General features: G+C 39.4%; 20 protein-coding genes. 12 read left to right on the top strand and 8 right to left on the bottom strand.

Translation table 11 applies throughout. The features are described from left to right. Positions 1 to 212: 212 nt before the first annotated feature. Positions 213 to 1,511 carry an NAD(P)/FAD-dependent oxidoreductase gene (locus ACTF6W_RS04970; RefSeq protein WP_438993442.1) on the bottom strand — a complete coding sequence of 433 codons (1,299 nt, stop codon included), beginning with the start codon at positions 1,509 to 1,511 and terminating at the stop codon, positions 213 to 215. Between the two features lie 118 nt (positions 1,512 to 1,629). Here ACTF6W_RS04970 and ACTF6W_RS04975 point away from each other — a divergent pair, with 118 nt between their 5' ends. Then, a complete protein-coding gene (locus ACTF6W_RS04975; RefSeq protein WP_438993443.1) occupies positions 1,630 to 2,142 on the top strand; it encodes a response regulator in 513 nt (170 codons plus the stop codon). 14 nt (positions 2,143 to 2,156) lie between these two features. Beyond that, on the top strand, positions 2,157 to 2,558 hold the full coding sequence (locus tag ACTF6W_RS04980; RefSeq protein ID WP_438993444.1) for a hypothetical protein: 402 nt from the start codon (positions 2,157 to 2,159) through the stop codon (positions 2,556 to 2,558). A gap of 1 nt (position 2,559) precedes the next feature. On the opposite strand, the gene ACTF6W_RS04985 is transcribed toward ACTF6W_RS04980, so the two are convergent. Together ACTF6W_RS04985 and ACTF6W_RS04990 are read right to left on the bottom strand one after the other, a co-directional pair. Further along, positions 2,560 to 3,759: an aromatic ring-hydroxylating oxygenase subunit alpha gene (locus tag ACTF6W_RS04985; protein WP_438993445.1), complete on the bottom strand. Its 1,200-nt coding sequence runs from the start codon at positions 3,757 to 3,759 to the stop codon at positions 2,560 to 2,562. Positions 3,760 to 3,871: 112 nt separating this feature from the next. Beyond that, positions 3,872 to 4,510 carry a TetR family transcriptional regulator C-terminal domain-containing protein gene (locus tag ACTF6W_RS04990; RefSeq protein WP_438993446.1) on the bottom strand — a complete coding sequence of 213 codons (639 nt, stop codon included), beginning with the start codon at positions 4,508 to 4,510 and terminating at the stop codon, positions 3,872 to 3,874. A 186-nt stretch (positions 4,511 to 4,696) separates the two neighbouring features. On the opposite strand from ACTF6W_RS04990, the gene ACTF6W_RS04995 reads away from it, so the two are divergent. The 3 genes from ACTF6W_RS04995 to ACTF6W_RS05005 are packed head-to-tail and all read left to right on the top strand — an operon-like array spanning position 4,697 to position 9,100. After that, complete coding sequence (locus ACTF6W_RS04995) at positions 4,697 to 6,313, top strand: phytoene desaturase family protein (protein ID WP_438993447.1); 1,617 nt, start codon at positions 4,697 to 4,699, stop codon at positions 6,311 to 6,313. After that, on the top strand, positions 6,306 to 7,874 hold the full coding sequence (locus tag ACTF6W_RS05000; RefSeq protein WP_438993448.1) for a phytoene desaturase family protein: 1,569 nt from the start codon (positions 6,306 to 6,308) through the stop codon (positions 7,872 to 7,874). Before ACTF6W_RS04995 ends, ACTF6W_RS05000 begins: the two co-directional genes overlap by 8 nt. Then, positions 7,874 to 9,100 (top strand): aminomethyltransferase family protein, encoded by a 1,227-nt coding sequence (locus tag ACTF6W_RS05005; RefSeq protein ID WP_438993449.1) that lies wholly within the window; start codon positions 7,874 to 7,876, stop codon positions 9,098 to 9,100. The genes ACTF6W_RS05000 and ACTF6W_RS05005 overlap by 1 nt, the downstream gene beginning before the upstream one ends. 1 nt (position 9,101) lies before the next feature. On the opposite strand, the gene ACTF6W_RS05010 is transcribed toward ACTF6W_RS05005, so the two are convergent. Continuing rightward, on the bottom strand, positions 9,102 to 9,740 hold the full coding sequence (locus ACTF6W_RS05010; RefSeq protein WP_438993450.1) for a TetR family transcriptional regulator C-terminal domain-containing protein: 639 nt from the start codon (positions 9,738 to 9,740) through the stop codon (positions 9,102 to 9,104). A 92-nt stretch (positions 9,741 to 9,832) separates the two neighbouring features. Here ACTF6W_RS05010 and ACTF6W_RS05015 point away from each other — a divergent pair, with 92 nt between their 5' ends. After that, positions 9,833 to 10,264 (top strand): YeeE/YedE family protein, encoded by a 432-nt coding sequence (locus ACTF6W_RS05015; protein ID WP_438993451.1) that lies wholly within the window; start codon positions 9,833 to 9,835, stop codon positions 10,262 to 10,264. A gap of 7 nt (positions 10,265 to 10,271) precedes the next feature. Beyond that, on the top strand, positions 10,272 to 10,685 hold the full coding sequence (locus ACTF6W_RS05020) for a DUF6691 family protein (RefSeq protein WP_438993461.1): 414 nt from the start codon (positions 10,272 to 10,274) through the stop codon (positions 10,683 to 10,685). Between the two features lie 8 nt (positions 10,686 to 10,693). On the opposite strand, the gene ACTF6W_RS05025 is transcribed toward ACTF6W_RS05020, so the two are convergent. The 3 genes from ACTF6W_RS05025 to ACTF6W_RS05035 form a co-directional block, all read right to left on the bottom strand. Beyond that, positions 10,694 to 10,933, bottom strand: coding sequence for a DUF6356 family protein (locus ACTF6W_RS05025; RefSeq protein ID WP_438993452.1), 240 nt, complete (start codon positions 10,931 to 10,933; stop codon positions 10,694 to 10,696). A 169-nt stretch (positions 10,934 to 11,102) separates the two neighbouring features. Continuing rightward, positions 11,103 to 11,564 carry an Lrp/AsnC family transcriptional regulator gene (locus tag ACTF6W_RS05030; protein ID WP_438993453.1) on the bottom strand — a complete coding sequence of 154 codons (462 nt, stop codon included), beginning with the start codon at positions 11,562 to 11,564 and terminating at the stop codon, positions 11,103 to 11,105. A gap of 64 nt (positions 11,565 to 11,628) precedes the next feature. Beyond that, positions 11,629 to 13,017, bottom strand: a complete 1,389-nt coding sequence (locus ACTF6W_RS05035; protein WP_438993454.1) for an FAD-binding oxidoreductase — start codon at positions 13,015 to 13,017, stop codon at positions 11,629 to 11,631. A 79-nt stretch (positions 13,018 to 13,096) separates the two neighbouring features. Here ACTF6W_RS05035 and ACTF6W_RS05040 point away from each other — a divergent pair, with 79 nt between their 5' ends. The 5 genes from ACTF6W_RS05040 to ACTF6W_RS05060 all read left to right on the top strand — a co-directional run bounded on the left by ACTF6W_RS05040 (position 13,097) and on the right by ACTF6W_RS05060 (position 19,220). After that, entirely contained in the window at positions 13,097 to 13,618 is a 522-nt protein-coding gene (locus ACTF6W_RS05040) for a thioredoxin family protein (protein ID WP_438993455.1), read from the top strand. Beyond that, positions 13,611 to 14,339: an NAD-dependent deacylase gene (locus ACTF6W_RS05045; RefSeq protein ID WP_438993456.1), complete on the top strand. Its 729-nt coding sequence runs from the start codon at positions 13,611 to 13,613 to the stop codon at positions 14,337 to 14,339. The genes ACTF6W_RS05040 and ACTF6W_RS05045 overlap by 8 nt, the downstream gene beginning before the upstream one ends. Before the next feature lie 130 nt (positions 14,340 to 14,469). Next, on the top strand, positions 14,470 to 16,635 hold the full coding sequence (gene fadB / locus ACTF6W_RS05050; protein WP_438993457.1) for a fatty acid oxidation complex subunit alpha FadB: 2,166 nt from the start codon (positions 14,470 to 14,472) through the stop codon (positions 16,633 to 16,635). Next, positions 16,632 to 17,807, top strand: coding sequence for an acetyl-CoA C-acyltransferase FadA (gene fadA, locus ACTF6W_RS05055; protein ID WP_438993458.1), 1,176 nt, complete (start codon positions 16,632 to 16,634; stop codon positions 17,805 to 17,807). The genes fadB and fadA overlap by 4 nt, the downstream gene beginning before the upstream one ends. Before the next feature lie 18 nt (positions 17,808 to 17,825). Further along, positions 17,826 to 19,220 carry a sulfatase family protein gene (locus ACTF6W_RS05060; protein WP_438993459.1) on the top strand — a complete coding sequence of 465 codons (1,395 nt, stop codon included), beginning with the start codon at positions 17,826 to 17,828 and terminating at the stop codon, positions 19,218 to 19,220. A gap of 1 nt (position 19,221) precedes the next feature. On the opposite strand, the gene ACTF6W_RS05065 is transcribed toward ACTF6W_RS05060, so the two are convergent. Then, entirely contained in the window at positions 19,222 to 21,486 is a 2,265-nt protein-coding gene (locus ACTF6W_RS05065) for a cytochrome c3 family protein (protein WP_438993460.1), read from the bottom strand. Positions 21,487 to 21,514 lie beyond the last annotated feature (28 nt).

A 21,514-nucleotide genomic window follows, 5' to 3' on the forward strand; every position in this document is an offset into this window, starting at 1 on the left:
CCTACGAACATAAATAATTTCACTACCGTCATGGGAAGGTTGAGGATCTGTCGCATATTCCAAATTGAAGACATCAAGCGCGGTGAATTTTCGGTCGCTTTTTGACATTTGGGCATGTGCAGATGTTGTCATTAATAGCCCTAATGTGGCTAAAATAGATATAACGTTTTTCATATTCTTCCCTTTTTAATTTTGTAGATACATACTTATATTTAGTTTCCTTCTATGCGGTCAAGAAAACTGTGCCACTTTAATACCGTCGGCATAAACCATGGTGTTCCTGTGTAAAAAGGCTTTGATTTATACCCTAAATCATCAAATGCGGTTTGATGATCGTCTAATCCTAACATTTTTCTGCTTAATTGGCGGGCTAGATAAATTGATCTTGTCACGCCAGATCCACAATATCCAATGGCATAATAAAGACCGTCTTGAATTCCCAAATGTGGTGTATGATCAAATGTATAAGCGACTTTCCCGCACCATGAATAATCAATGGTCGTTTTTTCCAGTTCTGGGAATATTTTACAAAGGTGAGTTTTTAGGTTTTTACCGTTTACAAGTGATCGATCATGCGGATCGCTGCCTCGAGCGCCAAATAAAACACGTTTATGATCCGGGCTTGCGCGGTAATATTGTACAAGTCGGTGATTTCCGCCGTGCATGCGTTTTTTAGGAAACATTCTGTTGATGGTTTCTTTTGGCAGTTCTTCCGTGGCAATCATAGCAGATGTAATGGGCAATAGTCTTTTATAAAACCATGAAGTATGTGAACCACCAAAACGTTTTGTATAAGCATTGCTCGCTATGACCACTTGATCTGATACCAGTTGCCCTTTTTCTGTATCAATATTAAATCCGTTTGGTGTTTTAACAATGTCACCTACTTTTGTTTCTTCGTAAATTTTACCGCCTAATTCAAGGACCTTTTTTAGAAGTGATGTTTGCAGTTTAAAGGGGTGTAGACCGCCGTCTTGATGATAAACAACGCCCCCTTTATATAAGGTTGATCCTATTTCATCTTGAACATTTTCTTCTTTAACGATGTCATATTTAAACCCTTTAAGCGTTAATAACTCTTCACTATCTCGCATCACGCCTTCAAGTGCTTTTTTATCAGTCACCCCGCGGAACCGTCCGGTCATTTTTAAATCGCAATCAATCTCTTCTTCTTTGATAAATTTCTGAAAATATTCAATTGCCGTCATACCTTCTCGTAAAATGTTAAGTGCCTTTTCGCGGCCATATGTATTAGTTAAACCTTGAAGCCCTAATTTATGTAGGCTTGGGCCGACCATACCGCCATTTTTCCCACTGGCACCCTGTCCGATTTTCATTGCATCAAAAATTGCAATAGATTTTCCGGCCCTTAATAAATGAAGCGCCGTTGCGAGACCGGTAAATCCCCCGCCGACGATTGCAATATCAACTGTTTTTATCAGAGTTTCAGTTTTTGCTTCGATTGTTTCGACTTTGGTGTGCCAGAACGTAATATTTTGATAATCAGACATGTTTTTCACCTGAAAAATAATTTTCTTAATTTGTAACCTTCTATTTATACTTTGTCAGTATAATAGCTTCAAAGTTCCAGTATAGTAGATATTAACAACCAAATACTAGGATTTGGGGATGAATGATTTTATAGGATTAAGAGTACTGATTGTTGATAATAATAATTTTATCGCAAAAACATTATACTCGATATTAGAAGCCTTCGGTGTTAGGAAAATCACTATATGTGATACCCTCGAGGAGGCTGAGAAGAAATATTATAATAGCCAACTAGATGTCATTTTTATTGATTTCATGATGGAAAACCGAAGCGGTTTGAATTTCTTGAAAACTGTTAGAGCATCTAATGCGGATAAAAATCCTTCAGATATTCCGGTTATTCTTAATACGGGTGTTACTGATATTGACACAATTATAATGGCTCGTGATACGGGTATTACAGAAATTATTGGTAAACCGTTTTCACCTGACCAAATTCACCAAAAAATGCATAATGCGCTTTTTAATAAACGAGAATTCATTAATGTTGATGAATATATCGGCCCCAATAGAAGACGAAGACAGCAAAATAATCCTGAATGGGATGGTGAAAACGAGCGTCGACATTCGGCTACAAGTAATTCAGATTAGGCAAGAAATCAGTCATGGATGATAATCAAAAAATGAATAAAACTGAAATGTTGGCGCGCGCCAATCAAGCGATTAACGAAGTTGCCATCGAATTCACTGAAAGTTTGAATGAACGTGTTCGTGATCTGGAAAAAGCACTGCATCAGAATGATCTTAAAAAAGTCGTTGCCATTGCTTATAATTTAGAAACGGAAGCGTCGACATTTGGATGGCCTCGTGTAACCCGCCTTAGTAAATGGCTGCGTAAAATATTTTCCGGTGATTATGACAATAAGCCAAAAACCAAAGATGTGATGAAAGTCTTGGGCGCTTTAAAATTAATGGCAAGTGACCCTGAAACCCCAAACGACCAAAGGGACGAAGATCTGTTTCGTGAATTATACCCAATGATGGGTCATGTCATTTCGGATATATAAATTATTTTTTTATAGAATTAAGATAAAAATTCAGAAAATGTTGAGGGAAATGTTCCCATTCGGATAATTTCCCGGGACCATAGTATCTTGAATTAACGCCCTTTTGATTGTTAATGATAATTTCTTCATCATCCAAAATTGTCACATGCCAAAGCCAAGTTAAATCATCAAGATTATAATCTTTTCCCTCTAAGGCATCCTCTCGCACAAACCAATATAAATCACAGTGGCTGGTTTCTTGAGTATCTGGAAGAAAACGGTAAGCAATCATATGATCATCATAAATCAAAAAGAATGTTACAGGGCCGAGCATGAATTCTGATGCAGCTTCCTCATATTCTTTTAATTTTCCAAGCAGCGGCGCTACTGGAACGGCATTTTTACTTCCTGATATTCTTCCCTTTAAGAGTGGGTTTCGATCATATTGATATCCTTCCTCACCCGGCTTCGCCATATCAAAATAATATGATGATGCTTTGGTTCTGACATATCCATCAGATTTTTTAATAAAAGCTTCTTTCTGTGCATCAAATTTTTCAGGCGACTGCGCCATTGCATGAATTTTTGCAAAATCCTTGTGGGATGGTGCGCAGTGATAACATTCTTGATAGTTTTCAACGACAAGTTTCCAATTTGCTTGAATTGGATAATGTCGATGCTCGGCAAGTTTCATGTTATCGAATCCAAACACATCGAAGACGTCTTTCAAATCCTCGCGCATACCATTTAAGGACGGTGGATTTTCAGCAAGACTGATGAATATTAAACCGCCGACAAGTTCAACAGTTACCGGATGTAGATTGTTATCTTGAAATTCAAAATCATCAGACATGTTTCTAGCGGCTTTTAATTCTCCATCTAGATCATATGTCCAAGCGTGGTATGGGCAAGCAAGTGCTTTTATTGTGCCTTGTTTTTCAAGGCAGATGTGCGAGCCGCGATGACGACAAACATTCATATGCGCTTTAATTGTTCCATCTTGAGTGCGAACGACAATAATGCTTTCTGTATCAAATTCGACGAGAAAATAATTACCAGTATCTGGAATTTGAGAGGTATGACCAGCCAACATCCAATGCTTCATGAAAATGTTATTGATTTCTTTTTGGTAGATATCAGGATTTTTATAAAATTCCTGCTCTAATGAGTAACCTATTTTATAATCGGATAATAGTTGATCAATAGTTTTAAATTTCGTCATTATCTTAATTCCTGAACATTTTGTACAAACGTACAATCAATATATAAATTATATTTGTCCCTAAAAATTGCAAGCAAATTTGTAAGTGATGATAAAAAGATTGTGGTTAAATTTATGAAAAGGCCGATTTATGTTTTGGGAAAATTTGTCGCAAATATTGCAGCATTACTTTTTCTGCATCACTGCGTTTGAAATTTTTTGATGAAATTAACAGGTTCAACCATAGACCATCTGCCATGGCGACAATTCCTTCTGAAAGTAATGTAATATCGATGTCTTGATATTGCCCTTCTTTAACCAATGCGGATAACAATTCTTCGAGTATTATGGAATAATCAGCCACGCGTTCCAAACATATTTTTTTATAGGTTGGGCGGGATTTAGCTTCCCCCCAAAAGGCAAACCAAACGGCGAGCTTCTTTAAGTCGGCTACTTCTTTCTGATAATCAGATTTTAATAAGACCGCTACTTTACCAGCTGGATCATCAGGTGCTTTTGCAAGGGCAGATTGCCAATTCTTTTCATATTCATCACGAATGAAATTTAATGTTTCATAAAGCAGGTTTTCTTTATTGGTGAAATGAAGGTTGATAATGCCTTGGCTTAATCCAGCTGACTGTGAGACATGCGCGAGGGTCGTGTCACCAAGGCCACGTTTGGCAATGGACGTGATAGCCGCTTCAATTAACTGGCGTTTACGAACGCCTTTTGCAGCGCGTCTTGTTGTTTGTGGTTTTTGTAGTGCAGTCATATATCTTCCAATAAGATTAATTAAAATATATCAATATCATTTATATAGTCAATATAAAAGATTAGTGATAGTTACTGAATGATCATTCATTCATTTTTGACTAGACATTTTATGTCTTTATTGGCATATTCCTGTGGTAATTGAGGTGTGATTCTCATGAAATCAGCCTTGAAAGGGAAAAAGCTAATGAAAAAATATGATGTAATTGTTGTTGGTGCCGGTCATAACGGCCTGACCAATGCGGCATTTTTAGCCAAGGCAGGACTTGATGTGCTTGTTGTGGAGAAGAATGATTATATTGGTGGTGCGACAGTAAGCCGCAATCTTCATGGAGATTGGAAATACTCGAACTGTTCTTATCTTGCCAGCCTATTTAGACCAGAAATATATCGTCACCTTAATCTTGCAAAACATGGACTTCAGGTGGTGACATATAATGGCGGGTTTACCTTAACGGATTGTGGTGATTATTTAGGCAGTTATAGTGATCATGAAGTTATGCGCCGTGAAATTAGACGTCATAGCCCCGTCGATGTGGATGCTTATGATCGTTATTATCATCAGATGGCAAAATGGTGCCGCTTCATTAGACCAATGTTACTTAGAACACCACCTGATCCAACAAGTTTTAAATTCCGTGATTTGGATGAGTTACGTTGGTTAGGTAAAAAATTCTTTGATCTTGGCCCACGCGATCTTCATGATTTCATGAAATTTTTTACTGTCAGTGTTGGCGAGTTCCTCGATGAATTTTTCCATTCTGATTTGATTAAAGCCCATAAGGCAGGTTCGGCCGTTGTTGGAACAAATCTTGGTGCAATGTCACCTGGTACGGCATATGTGCTTTTGCATCATTATATGGGTGATGTGGATGGTGCCGTTGGTGCTTGGGGCTTCCCGCGGGGCGGAATGGGGGCTGTATCAGGAGCGCTAGCCGGCGCCGTTAAAGAGCACGGTGGTGAAATAAGAACAAATGCTGGCGTCGATCAGATTATGGTCAAAAACGGCAAAGTAACCGGTGTGCGTCTGGAAAATGGTGAAGAAATTAATGCCGACCGTGTTGTCTCTAATCTTGATGCCAGAAAAACATTCCTTGGAATGATGGACCCTAAGGATGCTGGCGAGAAAGTTGTTAAAGCCGCTAAGAGATATAAAAGTCGTGGTTCTTCCGGCAAACTTAATATTGCCCTTAACGGTGTCCCTGAATTCACAGCGCTTCCAAAAGGGAGCGAGCTTATTAAAGGTGATTTCCATATTGTTGATAATATGGAAGCGTATGAACGCGGGTATGATGAATGGAAAGATGGAAAATGGTCAACGCATCCTTATCTTGATCTTCTTATACCGACATTAACCGATCCGACAATGGCGCCACCTGGCAAGCATTTCATGACTTGTTTTGTACAATATTGCCCGTCACGGGTAGAGGGTAAAGATTGGACGCCGGTACTGCTTAAACAATTTGGTGATAATGTTATTGATAATATTGCTAAATATAGTCCTAATTTTAAAGACTTAATTGAACACGTGGAAATCAGATCTGGACAAGTCATTGATAATGAAATTGGCCTTACGGAAGGTAATATTTTCCAAGGTGAATTATCCTTAAATCAACTGATGTTTAATAGACCTTTCCATGGATGTGCACAATATCGTGGCCCTGTGAACGGTTTATATCTTAGTGGTTCGACGACACACCCGGGCGGTGGGGTTATGGGGGCGCCAGGGGCCAACTCAGCGCGCGAAATTTTGATCGATATGAACATAAGTACCACCGTACCGGAGGACGAAGGCGATGACTAATAATTCAATGAAAAAATATGATGCCGTCATTATCGGTGCAGGACATAATGGCCTGGTATGTGCAGCATACCTTGCAAAGGCCGGTAAAAATGTTGTAGTCCTTGAAGCGAATGAACAAGTCGGAGGCGCTGCGGTAACAGGAGAACTTATTGATGGCAAGAAAACATCGATTTGCGCGCACTACTTAAATCAATTAAATGGCAAGGTGTCCAGTGAACTTAATCTTACTTCACATGGATTAAAATTGGCTGCAACAGATGTGCTAACCATTGCATTAAATGTTGATGGTGATCATCTGCGTTTCAATGGAAATACTGTTCAAAGTAGCAATATATCCGAAGAAGATACGGCAAATTATACGAAATTTATGTCGTTAATTCATGAATATGCTACCACGCTCGGCTTTTTAATGGATGAGCCACCACTTGATATATTCAATATGGATTTTAGTGATAAAATGACAGCTTTGAAACTAGGGTGGAAGTTGCGATTTGGACTTGGTGCTGAGAAGATGTCAGAATTTTTGCGTATGATCGGAATGAATATACGTGATGTGCTTGATGACGAATTTGATCATGAACCTCTTAAAGGGGCCATGTCTTTTGATGCCGTACTCGGGACCCATACGGGGCCATATTCGGCGGGTAACTTTTTTACTTTCCTTTATCGTTATGCATCCGGTGATCGTGGTGCATTAGCCATTCCCGAAGGTGGCATGGGTACTGTAACATCTGCCATGGCTAAGGCTGCTAAGGCGAATGGTGCAGAAATAAGAACAGCTGCAAAAGTTAAAAGCGTTAATGTTGAGAATTGCGCTGTATCTGGTGTAGTTCTTGAAAATGGTGAAGAGATTAAATCGGATTGCATTATATCAAATGCACACATCAGAACCACCGTTCTTGATATTGTCGGAACAAAATATTTCGAAGCTGATTTTGTAAAACGTACCACTGACGTTCGATCACGTGGCGGCGCTGCAAAACTTCATATCGTTTTAAAAAAACTTCCTGAATTTAAAGGCCTAACATCAGATGATTTGAAAAGTCGCTTGGTGATAGCACCTAATCAAAAAGAGGTTGAGCATTCATTTAATCATATTAAATACAAGGAATATTCGGAAAAACCGATCATGGAAATTTCAATTCCATCGCTTGTGGATAGCAGTTTGACGGATGAAGGTCACATTCTTAATGCGACCGTACAATTTGCACCTTATGATTTAAAGGGTGGTTGGACAGCAAAGGCAAAGGCTGATTTCCTAAATAAATGCATTGATCGTATTGCTGAATATGCGCCAAATATTCGTGATGTGGTTGAGCATGCAGAAATTTTGACGCCACTTGATCTTGAAGAACGCTTCGGTCTCGTAGGTGGGAATTGGCATCACGGTGAATTAACATTGGACCAAATGTTAATGTTGCGCCCTGTTCCAGAAGCATCCCGTTATGCCCTTCCGCTTGACGGTATGTATTTATGTGGGGCGTCCGCACATCCGGGTGGTGGCGTAATGGGTGCCGCTGGCCGAAATGCGGCACAAGCAATACTAAAAGGAGACGAATAATGTTTTCTGAAACAAATGAAAATCGTTCTGAACACGATCCGATGCACTGGAAAAGTGCCGTAAAATATTCGCCGTTCTATAATAAGATTAAAGAACATGATTACGTCAACAAGTGGCACCGGTGGGCAGAATATACAACGCCGGATATGCTCGAAGATCCGACCATTGAATATTTTGCTATTCGAAATTCGGCAAGTATTTTTGACATCACACCAATGTCAAAATATCGCATTAAGGGGCCAGAGGCCTTAGATTTTATGAACCGACTTTTACCACGTGATATGACAAAAATTCGCGTTGGGCGAGTTGCCTATACGGTTTGGTGCGATGATGAGGGTATGGTCTGTGATGATGGCACAGTTTTCCGTGTCGCTGAAGATGAATATCTTCTTTGTGCGCAAGAGCGTCAAATGGAAATCCTTCGCCGCAATGCGATCGGAATGGATATCGAATATAGCGAAGTAACGGATGAAGTTGCTGCTATCTCATTTCAAGGACCATGTACTTGTGCGATCCTTAAAAATATGGGTTTTAAAGATGTTGAAACCATGAAAATGTTTGATGTTCGCTATTTTGATTTCCCAGGCGGTGAAATTATGATTTCACGTACCGGTTATACAGGTGATCTTGGATATGAAATTTGGACAAAGAATGATCAAGCAGAGCCATTATGGGATGCGATTTATGCAGCGGGTAAAGATTACGCCATCCGACCTATTGGCGGCGATGCATTAGAGATCGCGCGTATTGAAGCGGGACTAATTGCAGCTAATGTTGATTTCTCACCTGCTAATGAGACCGTCCGTCCTGGGCATGCGAAATCTCCTTATGAACTCGGTCTTGATTGGCTAGTTAAGCTTGATAAAGGTGTTGTGTTTAATGGCCGTCGTGCTCTTAAAAAGGAAAAAGAAAACGGTTCACGGTATCGTTTTGTGAGACTTGATGTTGAAGGGAATAAACCAGCCCATAATGCTTATTTATTTGATAATGAAGATGGTAAAAATATCGGCTATGTCAGCAGTGCCGCATGGGCGCCATCAGCAAAAACAAACGTAGGCTTGGGCTTTGTAGATATGCCGCACGGTGAAGTTGGTGATGTTGTGTGGGCAGAAATATATTATCAAAAGGAATTAAAATGGAATAGGCGCTGGGCAAAATGCACAGTAATGGCTGGTCCAGCTTGGAACCCACCACGTAAAACGCTCACACCACCAGCAGACTTTTAAGTTAGTTAGTTTTAATTTTTAATCCGGTTGTGCTTTCGACGAATTCATAAATAATCGCAAGGTTATCATTTTTCGAAAGTGCATCCGGATCCAAGCAGCACTCAAGCCATAAGCCATCAAGCATGGCGAGTATTCCGACAGCCAGTGAGCGAAGATTTTTTTTGCTTGGGTCTTGTTCATTATGTATATATGCGCTTCGTAGGATATTTTCTAATGACTTAGTATATTCCTTGTAGATATCACTATGTGTTTTTCTTAAAGACTCTTCAGTTAATGTTAATGTCCAAAAAGCAAGCCATACTCTTAAATATCTCTTACCTAAATTTTCTGGCGCAAAGATATTTTGAAAAAACCCTCTTAGGGCAGATATGGGGTTATCCATACCCTCATTGATTTTATTTTGGAAATCATCGAGAAATTGGGTCGCTAGATATTTATAGCTTTCAGCGATTAATACTTCTTTCCCTTGATAATAATGCGTCAGAAGTCCTGGTGTAACACCTGCATATTTTGCAATTTGTCTAACCGTTGTTCCTTTGTAACCATGGTTGGCTAATGAGCAGATTGCCGCATCAATGAATAACTGCTTCTTATCTTCATTGTTTTTATCGACTTCAAAAATTGTTTTCTTGTCTTTCATATATTGCTCAAACCCAAAGTATTGTTATATTTATATTGTACAATTGTTTAATTGGCTTCTTATAACAAGTAAAAACGTGAAAAAGGATTGTTATGACCGAATTTACACCTTTTAGCTCCCTATTCGGGGGAGCTTTGATTGGCTTGGCGGCGGTATTGTTGATGTTATTTCATGGCAGAATTGCCGGCATAAGTGGCATTATATCGGGGATTTTTCCGCCATGGGTAAATAAGGACGAGTTAGGTTGGCGAATAGCTTTTGTCATTGGCCTTGTTCTTGCGCCAGTTTTTTATCAAACCTTAACTGGCCAATCTATCAAACATGTGGTTTCCAATGATTTAGGTATAATGATTTCTGCTGGTTTAATTGTCGGTTTGGGCGTTGGACTTGGAAGTGGCTGTACAAGTGGACATGGTGTTTGCGGCATTCCGAGGCTATCGATGCGATCGATAATAGCGACCATTACATTTATGTCTTTTGGAATAATGACCGTATATATCATTCGCCATGTCATAGGGGGTTAAGAATATGATGAAAATAGTTTTCGGACTTTTATCGGGACTTTTGTTCGGGTTCGGATTGGTGGTTTCTGGTATGAGTAATCCCGCAAAAGTATTAAATTTTCTGGATGTGTTTGGTACTTTTGATCCTAGTCTTATTTTTGTAATGGGCGGAGCTATTATTGTTGTATTTATAGGTTATAAGCTTGTTCTCAAAAGAAATACGCCAATATTCAATGATGCTTTTCAAATACCAACAAGAAAAGATATTGATAAGCGCTTGCTTTTGGGCGCAGGGTTATTTGGTATTGGTTGGGGAATAGGTGGTTTTTGTCCCGGTCCCGCCGTTACGGCATTGCTTATGGGCAGTGAAGGGATATTATATTTCTTTCCTTCACTTCTGATAGGATTATGGGCTTCAAGAGTGCTTAAGCCAAAAAATTAGATTTAATATTATTCAGCAGTGAGTTGCTTTGCTTCTTCGTCTCTTTTATCACGATTATGGACCATATCATCCACCAGATTGCAAACCATTTGGCTGCCTGTTTTTTCAAAAAGAAATGGTAGAAAAGCGTGAGTGAGGCAGCACATTAGGGCTAATGTCATTTTGCCGCAAAAGCCGAGCGCTGAAAACATATGACCAAAATATGTTTCACCTACTGAAGCCGGATGTTCTGTAAAAGAAATTTTCATAATGTGTCTCCTCCTGTAATTAAACTAGAAGAAAAGTTATCATAAGAAATGAGAATTTTTATTGCTTTATGAATTAAATAATTATTTTCTTTCGAAATATAAATCTATATATTTTTTAAAATTAGTATAATTTTCTAATATAAAGGTAAAGTTTTAAAAATTGTTCGTCTTAAATGTAATTTAAAGGTAATTTTGTCGTGCTTTTTATTTCTTCCATAACAAAACTGGAACTTACATCATAAAGATCATCAATCTTTGATATAATTTCTTGATATACACGATCATATTCTTCGATATTTGGTACTAATATTTTAAGTGAATAGTCTGTTTCACCACTTAAGCGTAGTACCTCAGCAACTTCAGGTATATGCACAATGGATTTCTTAAAACAATCAAGCCAATCTTTGGAATGTTGACTGGTTTTAATATTAACGATGACTGTCAGACTTAAATTAAGTTTCTTTTTGTTTACTATCGCTACACGTTTTTCAATAAACCCTTTTTCTTCGAGGATTTGTACTCGACGCCAGCAAGGGGTTGTTGATAATCCTACTTTTTCTGATAAAGCAGATGTTGATATGGTCGCGTCTTCCTGAAGACATTTTAAAATCTTTTTGTCGAAATCATCCATATGACACCCTTTGTTTTATAATAGAATTATTTTCTTATAACAGCATTAATGGCAGAATTATATACTAATTATCTGTTAAATCAAAGATAACGCCGGGGTTTAGAATATTATTTGGATCGAGTGTCTTTTTTAGCGTTTTCATTAAAATTATTTCTGTATCACTGCGACAATGTGACAGCCATTCCTTCTTTTCAATTCCAATTCCATGCTCCGCGGAGACAGAACCACCAAACCTTTTTAAAGGATCATATACGATTTGATTGGATTTGTGATGAAGGCTTTCATCACCTTCTTTAGGGCATATAAATAAATGTAAATTTCCGTCACCAATATGTCCAATGACGAAACAATCTGATTGAGGCCATGTTCTTGCGATACTTGTCTCAACTTCACGAACATATTCTTCCATCTGGATAATGGGTAAACTTATGTCATAAAGAAAAATTGGATCATTCGTTAAAATTAGTTCAAACCCTTCACGGACATTCCAAATTTCATTCCTTTGCTGTTCTGAACTTGGAATAACGGCATCCTGAATGATATTTTCGTCAAATGCTTTTTCCATTGTTGACATAAATGCATCTAGGTCGTGTCTCGAATTTGTCCCTGTACATTCAGTAATGACGTAATAGGGTGCATTTCGTGCAATAGGTGCTTTGTGGTGACCCTCAGTGGTTACGGCATCATAATAGCCACCCCACATAACCTCGAAGGCAGATAAACTACTGGCGGCTTCTTTTTTCATATGATTTAAAAATTGAATAACATTAGAAAAACTATCTAATGCTGCGATCGCTGTCTCTTTGCTTTTCGGGGCGCTTTCAAGCTTAACAATAAGTTTAGTAATGATGCCAAGAGTTCCTTCTGACCCAATGAAGAGCTGTTTCAAATCGTAACCTGAATTATTCTTGATGACTTTATTCATTGAGGAAAGAATGGTGCCGTCAGCAAGTACCACTTCCATGCCAAGAATATGGTTTCGCATCATACCGTATCTAATCACATTGATGCCTCCTGCATTGGTTGCCGCGTTGCCACCGACCGTGCAGCTCCCCCGTGCACCAAGATCAAGCGGAAAGAAAAATCCTTTTTCAGCGACAGCATTTTGGACGTTCTCCAATATGACGCCTGCCTCAAGTGTTACTGTGCCTCCAACGTCATCAATTTCGATAATTTTATTCATACGTTCCATTGATAAGGCAATATGGTCAGGGGTAGTGTTGGCCGCTTGCGCGCACCCAGTTAATCCGCCATGTGTCACCAATATTTGTTTTTGATCATTCATTTGCTTTAATATGAGTGATAATTCATCAGTATGTTTCGGTTTTACGATGGCTTTCGCAGAAATTGGGGTTGCGTCCCAATAGCTGCTGGCTCTGTTTGAAATATCGCTTCCTTCTAGAATAGCATTAGAGCCAATTATTTTTTTTATGTCTTCTAGGATATCAACCATCTTATTTCTCTATTGAGGTTTAATTAAAAAGAAGATTATAATCCGAGCAAATAAATTGTCGCGATAAAAAGGTATCTTAATGAAAAAAATAGTCAATCTTGTCTTGGTCCTTCTGATGTTTGGCTCTGGCACCCTATCTATTCACGCTGATGAAGAAAAGAATATTGATTTGTTAGGAATTATTTCCGTATCGGATTTAAAGAATTCTTCCCATTTCACTTGGTACGAAGAAAATGAGCTTTCGTATAGTGTTGATGAAGGCGCGTTAGCAGATATTGACCGCTTGTTAGAGGGGGTTGAGATTAAAGTAGTGATGGGTACATGGTGCCATGATAGTAAGCGCGAAGTGCCACGCTTTTATAAGATATTAAGTCATAAAAAAGACAATATTGAAATGATCGCCCTTGACCGAAAAAAGCAATCACCAAATGGTGAAACGGACGCAATGGCAATAACCAATACGCCGACTTTTATTTTTTATACAAACGGTAAAGAAATGAATAGAATTGTTGAAACGCCCGTTGATAGTTTAGAGCGTGATATGATCAAAATCTTATCGGGCAAAGAATACCGTCATTCTAAAATGCCTGCTAATGATTGATATTCCTAAGGACGGTAAAATTGTCATCTTGACGGGGGCCGGTATATCAAAAGAATCCGGCCTTGATACATTTCGTGGTAATGGTGGACTTTGGCAAGGGTTTCGGGTTGAAAAAGTTGCAAGTCCTCATGCTTTTCACGAAAATCCTTCAATGGTTCATTCCTTTTATAATGAACGTAAGTCGATCTTACTTGATAAAGAAATAAAACCTAATGCGGCACATAATGCCTTAGCCAGATTAGAGGAGAAATGGCAAGGGAATGTATCCATTGTAACACAAAATGTTGATAATTTACATGAGCGCGCCGGATCAAAAAATTTAATTCATATGCACGGTGAATTATTAAAAGGCCGATGTATATCTTGTGATGCTATTGAAATATGGCAGGAAGAAATGAACACAGAAAGCAAATGTTCTCACTGTGGTCAAATTGGCTCAATGCGTGTTCACGTGGTGTGGTTTGGAGAAATGCCACTTAAAATGAAAGAGATTGAACATCTTTTGAGAGAGTGCGACGCATTCATTTCAATAGGCACTTCTGGCAATGTTTATCCGGCGGCAGGCTTTGTTGATCTCGTCTCTCATTATGGCATGGCAAAGACGGTTGAGCTCAATTTAGAGCCATCACTTAATGCGGATCAGTTTTCAAATGGTGCATATGGGCCTGCCACCGAAATTGTACCAAAATTTGTCGATGAATTATTGAGTAAACTTACATAATTGACATCAGCTTAAAAAATTAATGAAGTATACTATGAGTTTGAAGAAAAAGCATATAGGATTGAATTTATAGTTCTTCGTTCAAATATGAACAATGATGATAACAGGATTGAGATAGGGAGTGTTTTCCATGCTGATGCAAGGGCAATTTATCCAAGTAGAAGAAATCGAAGGCGGCATTTACGACGTAATATTTGACCGTAAAGACGAAGACATTAATAAGTTTGATCAGGCTGCGTTAGAAGAATTGCGTGATGCTGTTTCACACCTTAATAAAGTTTCTGGATTAAAAGGTGTTTTGTTTAGTAGTCGAAAAGAACTTTTTATCGCGGGAGCTGACATTACTGAATTTATTCAAATGTTTTCAAGTTCCGAAGAAGAGATCTATCAACATATCCATAAACATCATGAAATATTTAACGGTATCGAGGACCTTTCGTGCCCAACGGTGGTGGCCATTAATGGAACGGCAGTTGGCGGGGGATTTGAATTATGTCTGGCCGTCGATTATAGGGTTATGTCAACCACAGCGCGTGTGGGTCTTCCGGAAGTAAAGCTTGGCATTAATCCAGGATGGGGCGGTACCGTTAGATTGCCGCGCCTTATTGGTATTGATAATGCCAATGAATGGATTTGCGGCGGCGCGGAGAAAAAAGCAGAAGACGCTTTTAAAGAAGGGGCAGTCGATGCAGTCGTCGAACCAGACCAACTTAGAGAGAGTGCTTTAGGTCTGCTTAATAAATGCATAAATGGCGATTTTGATTATCAAGCGAGGCGCACAGAGAAGCAAAGCCCGGTTCTTCTTAATCATGTTGAACATATGATGGCCTTTGAAAGCGCAAAAGGGGTTATCGGTGCGAAAGCAGGGCCTCATTATCCGGCGCCAATGCAAGCCCTTAAAACCATGAAGAAATCTGTTACTCTTGATCGAAGCGAGGCTATAGACCTTGAAGCCAAAGGTTTTGCCAGCTTAGCAAAAACGGATGTGTGTGCGGCGCTTGTTGGGCTTTTCTTAAAAGATCAACATGTGAAACGCGTTTCTAAAAAATATATAAAGAATGCGACACCAATTTCAATGGCGGGCGTGCTTGGTGCGGGTATCATGGGTGGCGGAGTTGCGTATCAATCCGCATCCAAAGGCACGCCGATTTTAATGAAAGATATTAATGAAGATGCCCTTCAATTAGGTCTTGATGAAGCCGTGAAGCTTTTATCCGGGCAACTTAAGCGTGGCCGCATTGATGTGCCGAAAATGGCGAAGACATTAACTGAAATCACACCAACTCTAAGTTATGGTGATTTTGATCGTGCTGACCTTGTGGTTGAGGCGGTCGTTGAAAACGAAAAAATTAAAAAATCAGTGTTGGCTGAGACCGAAGACGCCATGAAAGAGGGGGCCGTATTAACCTCAAATACATCAACGATTTCAATTACTGCACTTTCAACGGCGCTTAAAAACCCTGAAAATTTCTGTGGGATGCATTTCTTTAACCCTGTGCACCGAATGCCGCTTGTGGAAGTCATACGTGGTGAAAAAACAAGTGAAACGGCGATCGGGCAAACGGTTTTATATGCAAAAGCCATGGGTAAGACTCCGATCGTAGTGAATGACTGCCCGGGATTTTTGGTAAATAGAATTTTGTTTCCTTATTTTGGTGGGTTTAGTGCTCTACTCAATTATGGTGGCGATTTTAGACAAATTGATAAAGTCATGGAAAAATTTGGTTGGCCGATGGGCCCCGCCTATTTATTGGACGTTGTTGGTATCGATACGGCCTATCATGGCAGCGCCGTTATGGCTGAAGGATTTCCGGATCGCATGAGCCATGAAGGTGAAAATGCAATTGATAGGCTCTATTCATTGGAACGCTTTGGTCAAAAGAATAAAAAAGGTTTTTACCGCTATGAACTTGATAAGCGCGGCAAAGATATGAAATTACCGGATGAAGAGGTTGACGCACTTTTAAAGGGTTCCATTGGCGCTACCAAAGAAATTTCAGATGAGGAAATTATTGAACGCATGATGCTTCCATTATGTATTGAAGCGGCAAGATGCCTTGAAGAAGATATTGTCGCGAGTGCTGCGGAGCTTGATATGGCGCTTATTTATGGTATTGGCTTCCCGCCGTTTAGAGGGGGAGCGATGCATTATATGGATCATATTGGAATGGACAACATTTGCGCAATGGCGTCAAAATATGAATCGTTAGGTGCGCTATATCACCCAACAGAAAAAATGAAAGAAATGGCCAAAAACGGGCAAAAATATTTTCCTCAAGAACGAGATAAATCATGAGTAACTCTCTAAATGATGTAGTGATTGTCGATTGTGTTCGTACCGCCATGGGTAGATCAAAGGGCGGATCTTTTAGAAATGTGCGATCAGAAGCTCTTTCAGCGGCTGTGATTAAAGCACTGCTTTCTAGAAATCCTGAAGTATCCCCTAAAGATATCGAAGATGTTGTTTGGGGCTGTGTAAATCAGACGCTTGAACAAGGGTTTAACATTGCGCGTAATGCTGCACTTCTGGCTGGATTGCCGCATTCGGTTGCGGGACAAACAATTAATAGGCTTTGCGGGTCGTCTATGTCAGCGCTGCATATTGCGGCACAGTCAATTGTATCAGGCTATGGTGATATATTTGTTGTTGGTGGCGTAGAACATATGGGCCATATCGCGATGACACATGGTGTCGATATTAATCCTGAAATGTCAAAATATGCGGCAAGAGCGGCCATGATGATGGGTGTGACGGCAGAAATGCTTGCGAATATCAATGGCATTGGTCGTGAAGAACAGGATGCCTTTGGTGAACGCTCACATAGGCTCGCTCATAAGGCAACCATAGAAGGCAGATGGGATAATGAAATTATTCCTGTAGAAGGACATGATAAAGACGGTAATAAAACCAAAGTGGTCATTGATGAAGTCATTCGCCCTGAAACATCAATCGAAGGGCTGGCAGCGTTGAAGCCTGTTTTTATTCCAAAAGTAGGAACCGTTACAGCAGGAACATCTTCTGCTATTTCTGATGGTGCATCAGGAATGCTTGTTATGTCTGCTGCAAAAGCAAAAGAACTCGGCGTTACACCAAGAACTCGCATAAAAAGTATGGCGGTCGCGGGATGTGACCCTTCAATAATGGGATTTGGCCCCGTGCCTGCATCACAAAAAGCCCTTAAGCGCGCTAAAATGGATATGGCTGATATTGATTATATTGAACTTAATGAAGCTTTCGCCGCTCAAGGGTTGTCCGTTCTTAAAAACTTAAAGCTTCTGGATGTGATGGAAGATAAAGTTAATCTAAAAGGTGGCGCAATTGCCCTTGGCCATCCACTTGGTTGTTCAGGAACACGTATCACGACGACGCTTCTTAATATCATGGAAGAAAACGAAGGTTCCGTTGGTCTAGCGACAATGTGTATTGGTATGGGAATGGGTATTTCGACGATCATTGAACGGATATAATAAGAAAGAATAATCAAAATGAAGGTCTTCATTAACTTTACGATTTTTCTTATCTATTGTTCGGTTAATACGGCGATTGCCGAGGAAAACTGGAATATTATAGCTATCGTTCCGGATGATCATTCACAAAGAGCAATGGGGGCTTACGGTGATGATCAAGCCGTAACGCCGAATTTTGATAAATTAGCCTCCCAAGGGGTACGTTTTTCAAATGCTTATGCTGCTGCGCCTGTGTGTTCTCCGAGTAGAGCTGCATTTTTTAGTGGTAAATATCCTAGTCAGGTGGGTGTTAATGATTTTTTGATGTTAAATGAGAAATATGCTGATCGTGGATTGGATACCTCTGCGGTTTTATGGCCAGAAATTTTAAAACAGAATGGCTATAAAACGGGACTAATCGGCAAATGGCATTTAGGCGAAGCTGAGGAACGCCATCCAACTAACAGAGGGTTTGATTATTTCGTTGGCTATGAACAAGATTCAAAAGCATTTGACCCTATTCTTGATAAAAATGGAAATGTCGCTGAAATTAAAGGGCACACATCAAATATATTCGTAAAGCATGCAAAAGAGTTCTTATCTGAAAATAAAGATAATAAATTTGCCCTCACTATGACTTTTAGAGAGCCGCAGCGTCCATGGTACGCCGTACCACAAGAAGATCTTGATGCGGTGGCACATATTGACCCAATAGTTCCGAATATGCCAGGCATTGATCAAGAGTGGCTTAAAAAGATGACGAAAAATAATTATGCCGCTATTCATGCACTTGACCGCGCCGTAGGTGAGGTGTTGGATGAGCTAGATCGATTGGGCTTAGCGGAAAATACGATCGTCATTTATGTTGGCGATCACGGCATGCTTATTGGTCATCACGGTTATTTTGGACGCGGTGCCGTCGGTGCCATAGCGGGCGACGAAGTGGTGGGTAGTGAAAATATTGCAAACCTTTTTGATGAGGCGATAAAAATACCAATGATTATTCGCTGGCCTGGTAAAATAAAACAAAATATTGCTCTTGAACAACCCGTATCAAATACTGATATTTTTCCAACCATACTAAGTATGCTGAATATTGAAACTCCAGATTATGTTACGCCAGAAGGTAAGGATCTTACGCCTTTGTTAAAAAGGGATGAATTAAGTTCATCAGTCCCCGTATTTGCGCAATATAATATGGAAAACTTTGGTATTGCTCACCTGAGAATGGTCCGTTTTGAAGATTGGAAATTGATTAAAAGGTTTGGTCTCAGGGCGAATGCTGATTTGGTTGATGAGCTTTACAATGTGAAAAATGATCCGGGTGAATTGAATAATCTAATCAACCAAAACGAACATCAAATCATACGCGAAGAATTAGAAAGCCTATTGCGTGAATGGTTATTAAAAATTGATGATCCCGTTTTACATTAATTTATGTATTTCCGGTGAGCCTGCTTTTAAGAACGCGCATTGTATTTTCTATAGAAGGATTGTTGGGAAATAATTGCAGTAGTTTTTCTGCGTAAATAATTGCTTTTTGATAGTCGCCCATATTTGCAAAATGATTGAGCAGCATCATATTTAAATTAGCATCATTCTCGGCATATTTTATGGCATTCCTTAAGACATTATAGGCATCATTCCCTCGTCCCATGTCGGTTAGTGCAACAGCATAGACATATGAATATTGAGGGTTCTCTGGCGCTGCCTGAACCGCTATTTTCAAATGGTTCATCGCTTTTGATGATTGTTTTTCGCGAATAAGAAAGAGCGCTTTAGCATAATTTAAATCCGCATCATCAGGCAAAAAGCTTAATCCCATATCAAGTGTTTTTCCGTCATTGAGCGCGTCTTGCTGGTTTTTAAAAATATCTGCAAGATTTATATAACTGGCCGGAAAAAAAGGATCAATTTTAATGGCGTCTAAATATAGATCTTTTGCCGCCTCGGTTTCATTTTGCATCGTTTTGAATATGCCAAGGTTAAATCGCCCTTCGCCGCGCCACATCACTTGATCCTGCGCCGTGAGAAATTCATCAAGTGCCATATTATAAGCATCTTTATCTTTCTCATTTAGACGATTGATATTCATATCTGATAATGAATTTACAACCTCCACTCGGATTGCTTTAAAAGGGTCATTTAAATATGGGGATAATAATATTTCCCGATCAGAAACTGGTATAAATGTACTTCCTCTGATGGCCCCTAAACGAATAAGAGGTTCTTTGCTCTGTAATCCATTTTCAATAAATTCTGCACTTTCCGCATTGGGGAAGTTCGGTAATAAATTATAGGCGCTCGCTCTGATGATAACTGGAATATTTTCATCATTGAGCAATTGTTTTAAAGCTGTCTCTGAATTTGGGACGCCTTTTAAGACATTTTGTAAAATTTCGCCGTAATGAATTTCACGGGTTTGTTTTTCGCCAAACCAAGTATTTATTTTATCTGCTGCCCATTCTGGTGTTTGACCAGTATGACATGATGAGCAGGCATCTGGACTTGATGTCTTATGATTTAAATCTGGCCTTGGAATTCGGAAACTATGATCGCGGCGATTATCAACACCCATATATAAATTATCACTCATATGGCAATTCACACATTGTGCACCTGACGATGTTTTTAAATGATTATGATGATTTGGTGTGTCAAAAAATTCTGACTGATGACAGGTGGTGCAGAGGGCATTGCCTTCAGCTTTTAAATTGAGGCTGTGTGGATCATGACAGTCACTGCATATCACGCCTTCTTTATACATTTTGCTCTGTAGGAATGAGCCCCAAACATATACTTCTTCTTTAATCTGTCCATCTGGGTAGTAATCGGGCATCAATATTGGCGACGGTGAAAAAGCATCTAAGAATTTATCCTGTGAGTTAAAACCATCCGTTAAAGGCGACCTTCTTGAATGGCAAGCGGCACAAACTTCGATTTCTGATTGGTCGCGAATACCATTGCTCCAGCTCATTGTTTTTGCGCCTTCGATTAATGTCCAATTGCCATCATCGTTATCAATGTTTTTCATATCTCCTTGGTGGCATGATGCACAGCCCACGTTGATATTCTGCCAATTTGTATTGAATGTATCGGTTGCGGTATCATAATTTCTTTTTAATCCTGTTGAGTGACAATCGGCGCACATTCCGTTCCAGTTTTGCAATGGTTGTTGCCAGTGAAGACGGTCATTTTTTGGAATGTGATCTTCGCCATAAATGTGAAACCATTGTTGCCCTCCTTGTTCGATGGGGCGACTGTCCCACGAATAGGGTAGTGTTTGATATTTTCCATTATCTGATTTTATTAAATATTGCTGTAGCGGTTCAAAACCAAAGGTATATTCCACCTTATATTTTTGATTTTCCAAATCGACCCAAAATTCATTATTTTTTTTATAGAATTTAACAGGTTCATCATTTATTGAAATTTCGACATCATTGAAATCACCAAGTACTGAACTGTCATCTGCTATTTGCATTGATTTCTGATGATGAGATCTATTCCACTCTTGCCATTCACCTTGATGACAACTTTGACAATTTTCTCCACTAGGATGATTTGCAGGAATGTTGATTATGCGAGAATTTTGGGCCCATGCTAGGTTATCTGATGATTTAACAAAAAAGAAAACAAGAGTAGATAATAAAAGTGTCGTGAGAAAAAGTAGGGCAATATTTTCTTTTAACAGTTTCATCAAAATTTACTCTCTAAAGCCTTTATCT

Origin of the sequence: Pseudemcibacter sp. (genome assembly GCF_965661635.1) — a bacterium.
Classification (GTDB): Bacteria; Pseudomonadota; Alphaproteobacteria; order Sphingomonadales; family Emcibacteraceae; genus Pseudemcibacter.